The organism is Streptomyces sp. NPDC052114 (genome assembly GCF_040680155.1).
Taxonomy (GTDB): domain Bacteria; phylum Actinomycetota; class Actinomycetes; order Streptomycetales; family Streptomycetaceae; genus Streptomyces.
In genome coordinates this window covers 479,756-491,377 of sequence record NZ_JBFAWC010000001.1, presented here as the reverse complement: position 1 = coordinate 491,377, position 11,622 = coordinate 479,756, and the positions used below count along the sequence as shown (strand labels likewise).

General features: G+C 72.3%; 9 protein-coding genes. 6 read left to right on the top strand and 3 right to left on the bottom strand.

Going from position 1 to position 11,622, the window contains the following annotated elements:
• Positions 1-135: 135 nt before the first annotated feature.
• Both AB0L89_RS02035 and AB0L89_RS02030 read left to right on the top strand, forming a co-directional pair.
• Positions 136-1,647: an aldehyde dehydrogenase gene (locus AB0L89_RS02035; protein WP_365132734.1), complete on the top strand. Its 1,512-nt coding sequence runs from the start codon at positions 136-138 to the stop codon at positions 1,645-1,647.
• A 71-nt stretch (positions 1,648-1,718) separates the two neighbouring features.
• Positions 1,719-2,447, top strand: coding sequence for a gamma-glutamyl-gamma-aminobutyrate hydrolase family protein (locus AB0L89_RS02030; RefSeq protein ID WP_365133940.1), 729 nt, complete (start codon positions 1,719-1,721; stop codon positions 2,445-2,447).
• Between the two features lie 165 nt (positions 2,448-2,612).
• Here AB0L89_RS02030 and AB0L89_RS02025 read toward each other — a convergent pair whose 3' ends face one another.
• On the bottom strand, positions 2,613-3,197 hold the full coding sequence (locus tag AB0L89_RS02025) for a MarR family winged helix-turn-helix transcriptional regulator (RefSeq protein WP_365132731.1): 585 nt from the start codon (positions 3,195-3,197) through the stop codon (positions 2,613-2,615).
• 175 nt (positions 3,198-3,372) lie between these two features.
• On the opposite strand from AB0L89_RS02025, the gene AB0L89_RS02020 reads away from it, so the two are divergent.
• Entirely contained in the window at positions 3,373-4,866 is a 1,494-nt protein-coding gene (locus AB0L89_RS02020; protein ID WP_365132728.1) for an APC family permease, read from the top strand.
• 11 nt (positions 4,867-4,877) lie between these two features.
• Here AB0L89_RS02020 and AB0L89_RS02015 read toward each other — a convergent pair whose 3' ends face one another.
• On the bottom strand, positions 4,878-5,669 hold the full coding sequence (locus AB0L89_RS02015) for an acetoacetate decarboxylase family protein (protein WP_365132725.1): 792 nt from the start codon (positions 5,667-5,669) through the stop codon (positions 4,878-4,880).
• A gap of 1,022 nt (positions 5,670-6,691) precedes the next feature.
• Here AB0L89_RS02015 and AB0L89_RS02010 point away from each other — a divergent pair.
• Both AB0L89_RS02010 and AB0L89_RS02005 read left to right on the top strand, forming a co-directional pair.
• Positions 6,692-8,026, top strand: a complete 1,335-nt coding sequence (locus tag AB0L89_RS02010) for a glutamine synthetase family protein (protein WP_365133937.1) — start codon at positions 6,692-6,694, stop codon at positions 8,024-8,026.
• 102 nt (positions 8,027-8,128) lie between these two features.
• Positions 8,129-9,400, top strand: coding sequence for a cytochrome P450 (locus AB0L89_RS02005; protein ID WP_365132722.1), 1,272 nt, complete (start codon positions 8,129-8,131; stop codon positions 9,398-9,400).
• A gap of 18 nt (positions 9,401-9,418) precedes the next feature.
• Here the strand turns inward: AB0L89_RS02005 and dusB are convergent, their stop codons facing one another.
• Positions 9,419-10,555: a tRNA dihydrouridine synthase DusB gene (gene dusB, locus AB0L89_RS02000; RefSeq protein ID WP_365132719.1), complete on the bottom strand. Its 1,137-nt coding sequence runs from the start codon at positions 10,553-10,555 to the stop codon at positions 9,419-9,421.
• Between the two features lie 248 nt (positions 10,556-10,803).
• Between dusB and AB0L89_RS01995 the strand changes: the two genes are divergently transcribed.
• On the top strand, positions 10,804-11,619 hold the full coding sequence (locus AB0L89_RS01995; protein WP_365132716.1) for a hypothetical protein: 816 nt from the start codon (positions 10,804-10,806) through the stop codon (positions 11,617-11,619).
• Positions 11,620-11,622 lie beyond the last annotated feature (3 nt).

Sequence of the window (11,622 nt, the reverse complement as noted above, 5' to 3'; positions counted from 1 at the left end):
CAACCCTTCCAAGCGACAGGCCAGCCCACAGGGCCAACCCTTCCAAGCGACAGGCCAGCCCGCCGGACCAACCCCTCGTACCGGCAGGCCCGTTCAGCTACCGTTTGGACTCAAACAAATCTCAGGGAGGCACCGATGCCCGACGACGCCCTGACCACCTCCGGCCACCAGGACTGGCTCCGCCTGGCCGGGGAACTCATCCCCCGGCTGCCCACCCGGCACCGCGTCGCGGGCGCCGACGCGGACGGCTCGGGCGACGCGTTCCCCGTCGTCGCGCCGCGCGACGGCCGCACGCTCGCGCTGGTCGCGGACGCCGGCGAGAAGGAGGTGGACCTGGCGGTCGCCGCCGCCCGCCGCGCCTTCGACACCGGCCCCTGGCCCCGCCTCTCCCCCGCCGACCGGGGCCGCGCCCTCCTGCGGATCGCCGCTCTCGTCGAAGAGCACCGCTCCGAACTCGCCCTCGCCGTCACCCTGGAGAACGGCAAGCCCATCACGGAGTCGTACGGCATCGAGCTGCGCGCCCTGGCGAACACCTTCCGCTGGTACGGCCAGCTCGCCGACAAGCTCACCGACGAGTCCCCGCACACCTCCCCCGACGCGCTCGCCCTCGTCACCCGCGAGCCGTCCGGCGTGGTGGGCGCGGTCGTCCCGTGGAACTTCCCCCTCACCCTGGCGGCCTGGAAGGTGGCCCCGGCGCTCGCCGCGGGCTGCACGGTCGTCCTCAAGCCCTCCGAACTCACCCCGCTCTCCGCCCTGTTGCTCGCCCGCCTGGCCGACGAGGCGGAGCTGCCGCCCGGCGTGCTCAACGTCGTCGCGGGCGACGGCCCGACCGCCGGGCGCGCGCTCGGCCGCCACCCGGACGTGGACGTCCTCGCCTTCACCGGCTCCACGGCCGTCGGCCGGCACTTCCTGCGGTACGCCGCCGACTCCAACCTCAAGCGGGTCTGGCTCGAACTCGGCGGCAAGTCGCCGAACATCGTCCTGCCCGACGCCCCCGACCTCACCGCCGCCGCGGCCACCGCCGCGTGGGGCATCTTCTTCAACCAGGGCGAGATGTGCACGGCGCCGTCGCGGCTGCTCGTGCACTCCTCCGTGGCCGAGGAGGTCACGGAGGCGGTCGTCGCGCGGGCGCGCACGCTGCGGGTGGGCGATCCGCTGGACCCCGCCACCGAGATGGGGGCGCTCGCGGGCGCGGCACGCGTGACCGCCGTCCAGGAGCACGTGCGCGCGGCCCGGGAGGCCGGGTCGCGCCTGCGCGCGGGCGGCTCGCCGCGCGATGTCGTCCCCGGCGGCGCCTACTTCGACCCGACCGTCTTCGACCGGGTCGCCCCGGACACCGCGCTGGCCCGCGAGGAGGTCTTCGGCCCGGTGCTCGCCGTCCTGTCCTTCGACACGCTCGACGAGGCGGTCGCGCTCGCCGACGCCACCGAGTACGGGCTCGCGGCCGGCCTGTGGACCGCCGACCTGTCGACCGCGCACACGGTCGCGCGGCGGCTGCGCGCGGGCACGGTGTGGGTCAACTGCTACGAGGAGGGCGACCTCACGGTCCCCTTCGGCGGCTACAAACGGTCCGGACACGGGCGGGACAAGTCGGCGCACGCGCTGGAGAAGTACACGGAGCTGAAGACGACGTGGATCCAGCTGTGACGACGGCTCCCCGCACGGCGACGGCGCCCGGGGCCGTCGCGCGGACGCGCACCCCGGCCTCCCCCCGCCCCCTGATCGCGCTCCCCCAGCGGTACGCGGCGAAGACCTCCGCCCTGCGCTACGCCGCCGTGGTCACCGCGCGCGCCCTCGCGGACGCGGTGTTCCGCGCGGGCGGCGAGCCGTTCATGATGCACCCCGGCCCGCCGGAGGAGGCCGCCGAGCGGCTGGCGCGCTGCGCCGGTCTGCTGCTGCCCGGCGGCGGGGACATCGCGCCGTGGCGCTACGCGGACGGCGCGGACGATGCGACCGACGCGCAGGTGCACCGTTCCGTGTACGACGTGGACGACGCGCAGGACGACTTCGACCTGGCTCTCGCGCGGTGCGCGCTGGACACCGGCCTGCCGACGCTGGCGGTCTGCCGGGGGCTGCAGGTGGTGAACGTCGCGCGGGGCGGCACGCTGCGCCAGGACATGGGCGGTCCCGGGTCCGAGCACCGCCACAAGGTGCATCCGGTGCGGGTGGCGGCGGACTCCACGGTGGCCCGTGCGCTGGGTGCCGCCACGGGGATGGCGTCGGCCTCCTGCTACCACCACCAGTGCGTGGACGGTCTCGGGCGGGGCCTGGTCGCCACGGCGTGGGCGGCCGACGGGACGGTCGAGGCGCTCGAACTCCCCGGCCACGCGGGGTGGTTCGCTGCGGTGCAGTGGCACCCGGAGGACACGGCGGCCGCGGACGGCGCCCAACAGGGGTTGTTCGCGGGGCTGGTGCGGGCGGCGGAGGGGGCGGCCGGACGAAGGTGACCCGCGAGCCGACGGGGCCGTTCGCGCAGTTCCCCGCGCTACGGGGCACGGCCCAGGGACTGCGGGGAAGTCCGCCGACGCCCCGCCGGTGGGGGCTTGGCGCGCAGTTCCCCGCGCCCCTACGGGGCACGATCCAGGGACTGCGGGGAAGTCCGCCGGCCCGTCCTACGCCGCGCCGTCCGTCTTCGCCCGGCGGCCGCTGCGGCGGCGTGGGGGTTCCGCGCCCGCCAGGAGGTGGAGGCGGCGGTCGTCGCCCTTCTCCTCCGTCTGGAGCACGATCTTGCGCAGCAGGTCCGCGAGGGTCCGGCACTCCTCGTCCGTGAGGCCCTCGGTGACGAAGGCCTCCTCGGCGTTGAAGGCGGGGAAGACCTCGCCCATGAGGCGTTCGCCCTCGTCGGTGAGGCTGAGGAGGGCGAGCCGGCCGTCGTCGGGGTGGCCGCGGCGTTCGACCAGGCCACGCCCCGCGAGCGTACGGGCGACCCCCGTGAGCGTGCCCTTGGAGATGCCGGCCTCCTCGGCGACGTGCCGCGTCTCCATCTCGCCCCAGATCCAGACGACATAGAGCACGACGAAGGACGTCCACGTCAGGTCCGCCCCGCGCAGCACGGAGTTCTCGAAGTGCTGCCGCACGGCGGCCGCGGCGCGGTAGATGTTCGATACGGCGGCCATCTGCTCGTACGCGACGGGGGTGCCGCCGAGCCTGGCCCTGACCGCCTTCTCGGTCTCGCGGATGGTGCGATGGCCCGTCACGTCCGTGTCTCCCTGTTGCCGTGGTGCGGGTGGTGCGCGTGCCCGCCCCCAGTCTTTCAACACCCCTTGCCGGAGTGCACGCGTCTCCGTACCATCGGCGCCACTCGAATTTCGTACGGGCTCAAACGATATCGCGTTTCCGCCAGAAACGCCCTCCCCTCCCCGGAGTCCCGGTATGGCCATCGATCACCACGGCTCAGCCTCGCCCGCACCTCCCCTCTCCTCCCGCACCGCTCCCGAACGCCGCATCGGCGTCCCCGGGATCGTCTTCTTCGTCGTCGCCGCGTCCGCTCCCCTCACCGTGGCCGCGGGCGGCGTCCCGCAGTCGCTCGGCGTCTCGGGCGTGCTCGGCATCCCCCTCCTCTACCTCCTGACGGCCGCCGTGCTCGCCCTGTTCAGCGCCGGGTACGCGGCCATGAGCCGGCACATCACCGGCGCCGGGGCCTTCTACGCGTACGCCGCACAGGGCCTCGGCCGCACGCCGGGCGTGGGCGCCGCCTTCGTCGCGCTGCTCGCGTACAACGCCATGCAGATCGGCATCGCGGGGCTCTTCGGCGCCACCACCGCGGAGTTCATCGACGCGAAGACCGGCGTCGCCATCCCCTGGTGGGTGCTCGTGCTCCTCTGCACGGCCGTCGTCGGGGCGCTCGGGTACCGGCGCGTCGACCTCGGCGTGAAGGTCCTCGCCGTGCTCCTGGTCCTGGAGTTCGGGACCGTACTGGTCTTCGACATAGGGCAGTTCGGCCACGCCGCGGAGGGCGTCTCCGCGACGCCGCTCACCTGGGCCGCCGCCACGGACGGCTCGCTCGGCGTCGCGCTGTGCTGCGTCTTCGCCGCGTACATGGGGTTCGAGTCGGCGGCGCTGTACAGCGAGGAGTGCCGCGATCCGCGCCGGACGGTGGCACGCGCGACGTACATCGCCGTCGGGCTCATCGGCGTCTTCTACGCGGCGACGGCCTGGGCCATGATCACCGGCGCGGGCACGGAGCGGGCCACGCGGGTCGCGGCCGAACAGGGGCCGCAGATGATGTTCCTGCTCAGCGACTCCACCCTCGGCACGGCCTTCTCGGACTTCGCCCAGCTCTTCCTGATCACCAGCCTGCTGGCGGCGCTGCTGTCGTTCCACAACGCGGTGGCGCGGTACGTGCGTTCGCTGGGCCGGGAGGGCGTACTGCCGCGCGCACTGGGGGTCCTGCACCCCCGGCACGGCTCACCGCACCGGGGCTCGCTCCTCCAGACGGCGGTCACCGTCGTCGTCATCGGCGTGTTCGCGCTCGCCGGGCGGGACCCGGTCATGGACGTCTTCACCTGGCTGACGAACCTCGGGGCGCTCGGAGTGATCCTGCTCCTGCTCACCACGTCGGCCTCGGTGATCGGCTACTTCTGGCGCCGCCGCAGGCCGCCGCCGGAGCCGTTCTGGAACCGCCTGGCGGCCCCGGTCCTCTCCGGCGCCGCGCTCGCCGTCATCTTCTGGCTGGCGCTGACCAACTTCAGTGTGCAGCTGGGGGTTTCGTCGGGGAATCCGCTGCGCTGGATCCTGCCGGGCCTGATCGTGGCGGCGGCGGTGGCGGGGCTGGCGTGGGGCATGTGGTTGCGGCACGCGCGACCGGACACGTACGCGCGCATCGGCGGCCCGCCCGAGGACGCGGCGAGCGCCCCCAAGCCCTAGGCGCGCCCGCTTCAGAGCCCCCGCTCCAGCAGGGTGCCGCCGTTCCAGGTCACGCCCACCTGGCGGTAGTACGCGCCGATGGGCTCCTCGACGGTGAGGGCGGCCAGTTCCTCCGTGGGCGCGTCGAAGAGGTCGAGCTCGGCGTCGCCGGACCAGGACTGGCCGCCCTCGAAGGCGGCGGCGCCCGACTCGACGAGCTCGTCCAGGGCCAGGCCCTTGCCGTCGATGGACGGGAGTTGACGGTGGTGGGCCATCGGGTGGGCGTTGACGAACCCGTTCGTCGACGACGGGGCGCGCAGGGTGACGACCGCCTGGGCGAGACGGCGGTCGGCGGCGGCCAGCGTCGCGCCGAAGACCGCGCCGGCCTCGATGCGGGGGGCGGGGCCGTAGGGGTGGGGGCGGGTCAGGTGGATCGAGCCGAGCTTCTTCGGGTAGCCCTGGTGGTTGCCGCGGGCGATGGCGAAGTCCTTGTCGACCCAGATGTAGACGCAGCGGGAGTAGGTGCGGCCCCGGTAGGCGCAGCGGACGACCGCGAAGCACTCCTTGTACTGGGCGCGGACGGGGTCGAGGAGTTCGGCCCTCGTCGGGCCGCAGGACTGCCAGTCGGCCCAGATCAGGGCGACGGCGCCGGGGTCGTCCGGGGCGGGGTCCAGGGGGGCGGGGAGGAGTTCGCGGACGCGGGCGGGGTCGGTGCGGTACTCGATCGTGAGGAGGTCGCCGGAGTAGTGCCAGGGTGGGGGTGGCACGAGGGAGGACCTGCCGGTGGCGGTCTTGGGCGGAAAGAACCCTTGAACTCCGTTCATGGCGAACCCTTTCTCGGGCGCTTCGTTTGGGCCCGTACGATACGCCGGGGGCGGCGAGGTGTCACGGGTTCCTCCCTGGGGTCCCGCGGGGCGGGGGCCGTCGCCCGACCCTGCGTGCGGCTGCGCCGGGCTGGAGCCACTTTCGCCGCCGCCCGGCATCGGGGCTCATCCCCGCCTGCGCCGGGGCGGGGGCCACCTTTATCGCCGCCCGGCACGGTTCGGCTGCGCCGGGCTGGAGCCACTTTCGCCGCCGCCCGGCCCCGGGGCTCTTCCCCGCCTGCGCCGGGGCGGGGGCCACCTTTATCGCCGCCCGGCACCGTCCGCTTCCCGGCGCTCCGCGCCGGGTCTTCCCCACCCACCCACCCGTTTACCCCGCACCGCCCTGCCGGACCGGCTGCGCCGGGGCTGGAGCCTCCTTGATCGCTGCCCGGCACCGGGGGCTGTGCCCACCCGTTCCGCCCTGCGGAACGCCTGCCCACAGCAGCAATCACCGACGGCCGGTTGCCGCCCGCCGCGGGGACGGGCGGGCTGTTGTCCACCGGGTGCAGCGCGGGCGCACCGGCCCCCACCGGGCCGCACGCGCCCGACCGGCCCGAGGGGACGTGGGGGTATGTGCGAACGGAGCACCGAGCCAGCCATAGCGCCTTTGGACTTGAGGCGCGGCGCAGGGATGGCGAGTACGCACATACCCCCGCGACCCCGCCCCACAGACGGCAGGCGCGCACCAGCCCAAGACGCGTCGCCAGACGCCACGCCACCCGCGCCCGAGACGGCAGGCCACGCACCGGCAGACGCCAACGCCGCCCACCCCGCCCACAGGGCGACCGCGCATCCCCACCCGAGACGCCCCGCCCGAACCCTTGTCGTGGCGTCCCGCCAGTCATATCGTTTGAGGTCAAACAATAGAACGCGCACACGTCCCGATCCACCCACGCAGAAAGGCTGGGACCCGGGTGAGCGATGAAGCGAGCGCACACGCCAACGGCACCGCCAACGGCACCGTCACCGAGACCGTCGAGTCGCTGCGCGCCGCCGGTACCGACGTCGTCCGCGTCGTCTACCCCGACCTCATCGGGGCCGACCGAGGCCGCGACATCCTCCTCGGCCACCTGCCGAGCGCCTGCGGACACGGGCTCACCTTCTGCCGGGCCGTCTACCACACCACCCCGCGAGGCGACGTCGTCCCCATCCCCGGCGGCCTGGACGAAGGCCTCCCCGACCTCTGCGTCCGCCCCGACCTGGACACCCTGAAGCCCCTCCCCTGGGAGCCCGGCGTCGCCTGGTGCCTGGGCGACACCGTGGACCCCCACACCGGCACGCCCGTCGCCGAGTCACCGCGCGCGCTGCTGCGCCACGTACTCGCGCAGAGCGGCGACTACGCGGCGGACTTCGCCGGCACCGGCGGCGTCTTCCCCGTCGTCGGCCCCGAGCTGGAGTACTTCCTCTGCGACCCCGACCCCGCCGCCCCCTCCGGCTGGACCCCCTACGGCGGCGCCACCGGCAACGTCTACAGCGCGGGCCGCCGCGGCGACCCCGACGGCCATCTGCTGCGCACCCTGCGCCAGTTGGCCGGCCTGGACATCGGCGTCATCGCGGGCAACCACGAGTTCGACGGCGGACAGTTCGAGGTCAACCTCATCCACTCCGAGGCCCTGGACGCCGCCGACCGCGCCTTCCTGTTCAAGGCGGCCGTCAAGGAGAGCGCCCGCCGCGAGGGCCGCCTCGCGACCTTCATGGCCAAGCCGTTCGGCGGGCTGGGAGGTTCGGGGTTCCATCTGCACCTCTCCCTCGTCGACGGCTCCGGCCACAACGTCTTCGACGGCCCGGACGGCGAGCACGGCCTCTCCGACGCCGCCCGCCACGCCGTCGCCGGCGTCCTGCGGCACGCGCCCGCGCTCACCGCGCTGGCCAACCCGACCGTCAACTCCTACAAGCGGTTCGGCCCCGACACGCTCGCCCCCTGGCTGATCGACTGGGGCCTGGACAAGCGCAGCGCGATGGTGCGGATACCGCCCGAGCGGGGCGCGGGCGCACGCCTGGAACTGCGCCTGGGCGACGCCTCCGCCAACCCCTACCTCCTCGTCGCGGGCACCGTCGCCGCCGTCCTGCTGGGCCTGCGCGACAAACCCGAGCCGCCCGCGCCGCTGGAGGGCTACGGCTACGACGAGGCGACCGCGCCGCGCCTGCCCGGCACGCTCGGCGCCGCCCTGGACGCCCTGGAGGCCGACGAGGCACTGACCGGGCTGCTGGGCGAGGGCTTCACGCGCGCGTTCCTCACGTACAAGCGCAACGAACTCGAAAGGTACCAACAGACGGTCACGGACTGGGAGTTCACGGAGTACGCGTTCCTCATCTGACTTCGGCCGCACCCCCAGACGACCACCCGCAGACGACCACCCGCACCCCCAGACACCAGAAGCACGAGGCAGCACCAAGAAGCGTCCCGGAGGAGCACGTCCATGCGCACGGCCACCCCGCCGCCCCTCTCCCTCTCCGACGTCGACCTCGCCGACAACGACCGGTTCACCGACCGCGCGCTGCCCTGGCGGATGTTCGACGTGCTGCGCCGCGAGGACCCCGTCCACTGGCAGCCCGAACCCCCGCCCAACTCCGGCTTCTGGGCGGTCACCCGGCACGCCGACATCGTGCGCGTCGACCGTGACCCCGAGACGTTCACCTCGGAGCGGTTCACCAACCTCGAAGAGGTCGACGAGGACTACATAGCCCTGCGGCGCTCCCTGCTTGAGACCGACGGCCTGCGGCACCGGGCGATGCGGCTCATCCTCCAGAAGCGGTTCACGCCGCGCGCCGTCGCCACGTACGAGACGTTCCTGCGCGGACTGACCGCCCGCACCCTCGACGCGGCCCTGCCCAAGGGCACCTTCGACTTCGTCAGGGAGATCTCCGCCGACTTCCCGATCAACGTGCTCGCGCGGATGCTCGACGTCCCCGAGGGCGACACGCAGCAGCTCATCGACTGGGGCAACCGCATCATCGGCAACACCGACCCCGACTACGCGGACGTCCTCCTGGAGAGCGCGGAGAGCGAGCGGTACCGCGATCTGCCGTTCCGCTCCCCCGCGTCCCTCGAAGTCTTCGCGTACGGTAGGGAGTTGGCGAGGCAGCGGCGCGGCGGCAGCGGCGACGACCTGGTGAGCACGCTGGTGAACAGCTCACCCAAAGACGGCGTGCCGCTCTCGGCGACGGACTTCGACAACTACTTCCTGCTGCTCGTCGTCGCGGGCAACGAGACGACGCGGCACGCGATCTCGCACTCGACGCTCGCGCTGATCGAGCACCCCGAGGAGCGCGCCAAGCTGGTCGCCGACCCCTCGCTGATCCCGGCCGCGGTCGAGGAGTGCCTGCGCTGGGCCTCGCCCGTCTACCACTTCCGCCGCACCGCGACCCGTGACGTCGAGCTGGGCGGCAAGCGGATCAAGGAGGGCGACAAGGTGGTGCTGTGGTTCGCCTCCGGCAACCGTGACGAGAGCGTCTTCCCGGATCCGTACCGCTTCGACGTCACCCGGGAGAACAACGACCACGTCACCTTCGGCAAGGGCAGCCCGCACTTCTGCCTCGGCAACTCGCTGGCCCGCCTGGAGATGCGGGTCATGTTCGAGGAGCTGCTGCCCAGGCTCGCGGACATCCGGGTCGCGGGCGAGGTGCGGCGCGTGCGGTCGAACTTCGTCAACGGGATCAAGGAACTCCCGGTGACGGTGACGCTCAAGTAGCGGCGCTCCGGGGGCGGTTCAGCCGCCGGAGGTGTCCAGCTCCGCGTCCTCGCCGACGCCCGCGCAGTCGTAGGGGTCCTTCAGCCAGCCGTCCGGCAGGACCACGCGGTTGTTGCCCGACGTACGCCCGCGCGGGCCGTCCGCACCGGCCGGCCACGGCTGGTCGAGGTCCAACTCGCCCAGGCCGTCCTCCAGTTCGGCGAGGGACGAGGTGATCGCGAGGCGCTTGCGCATCTCCGAGCCGACGGCGAAGCCCTTCAAGTACCACGCCACGTGCTTGCGGAAGTCGATGACGCCGCGCGCCTCGTCGCCGATCCACTCGCCGAGCAGGGTGGCGTGCCGGAGCATGACCTTCGAGACCTCGCGCAGGCCGGGGGCGGCGGGCGCGCCCGTGCCCTCGAAGGCGGCGACCAGGTCGCCGAAGAGCCAGGGGCGGCCGAGGCAGCCGCGGCCCACGACGACGCCGTCGCAGCCGGTCTCCTTCATCATGCGGACGGCGTCGGCGGCCGACCAGATGTCGCCGTTGCCGAGCACCGGGATCTCGGGGACGTGCTCCTTGAGGCGGGCGATGGCGTCCCAGTCGGCGGTGCCGCCGTAGTGCTGCGCGGCGGTGCGGCCGTGCAGCGCGATGGCGGTGACCCCCTCCTCGACGGCGATCCGGCCCGCGTCGAGGAACGTGATGTGGTCGTCGTCGATGCCCTTGCGCATCTTCATCGTGACCGGCAGGTCACCCGCCCCCGCGACCGCCTCCTTGAGGATGGCGCGGAGCAGGTGGCGCTTGTACGGGAGCGCGGAGCCGCCGCCCTTGCGGGTGACCTTCGGGACGGGGCAGCCGAAGTTCAGGTCGATGTGGTCGGCGAGGTCCTCTTCCGCGATCATGCGGACGGCCTTGCCGACGGTCGCCGGGTCGACGCCGTACAGCTGGATCGAGCGCGGCTTCTCGGTCGCGTCGAAGTGGATCAGCTGCATCGTCTTCTCGTTGCGCTCCACCAGGGCGCGCGTCGTGATCATCTCGCTCACGAAGAGGCCCTTGCCACCGCTGAACTCCCGGCACAACGTCCGGAACGGCGCGTTCGTGATGCCCGCCATGGGGGCGAGCACGACGGGCGGCTGCACGGCGTGCGGGCCGATCGACAAGGGCTGCTGGGACGGCATGAAAGCTCTCCGGGACGGACGACGGGACCCTCCATTCTCCCTCACTCCCCAGCCGCCCGTCCCACCCTCCCTCCCGCCCCCTCCTCCAGCGCCCTCCGCCGCCCTCCACCCGCTCCGCCCGCTCCGCGCCATGGGCACCCATTCGCCGGTCCGGCAATGCCGGGATGATCGAATATCGGAGGTCGGCCGAGTTATTCAAGAAGATATGCACCGCACCACCCGGGGAACCTTGTAGATCGCGCGCCGCCGTGCCACTCTTCGAGACAGGCAGACGGGGGTGGGGGATGCTCGCGGCTCAGTATGCGGGAATATCGCATGAAACATGGGGGCTGGTCTTCAGCGCAACGCAAACCGCGGTCGTCGCCGTGGCTCTCCTCTTCGGACTCTCTCAGCTCAACATCATCCAACGCCAAAGAAATGCGGAATCACTGGCGTCCATGCATGCCGAATGGCGATCCATCGAGTCCGAAGCCATGCTCATCCTGCACGAAGTCCCCACCTTTTCAGGAGAGCTCGACGAACGCGCAGTCGAGTTGACGGCCTGGATCGCGCGGTGCACGGATGCGGATTCTCCCCCGCCTGAGCAGGAGCGCCTCCTCTGCGCCCAGTTTCTGGAGTATGCCCCACTTGTGGTCAACGCACTGAGCAACCTCTGCGCTTATCTCGATCGCTCGGCGCTCCGCGAGAGGGACCTGCTGTCCCAGATGAGCACGCGGATCTTAGAGGTCCATTACATACTGGAGCCGTACCTGCTTCTTGTGAGTTTCTGCCGAAAATCACGGTGGGGATTGCGCGTCCGAAGGCTCGGGATCGGGGCCGTGCGCTACTACAGCCGATCAAGATTTCAGGCTGTGCGCGGTTTCGACGTGAGAGGAGTCAATGTGCTTCCAGCCCTCCAGGACGGCGCAGCGATGATCCCGGAGAAGTTCCGACGCAAAGGCGTCTACATTCCGACGATGCGCGAGTGCGCGGAGACGGATCTCCAGGACATTGAAAGGCTCGGGCGAAGAGCCTCGACGCAGCCCGGCTGGGACAGGGTGGAGAAGCTGTTGCGGAAGGTCTGACGC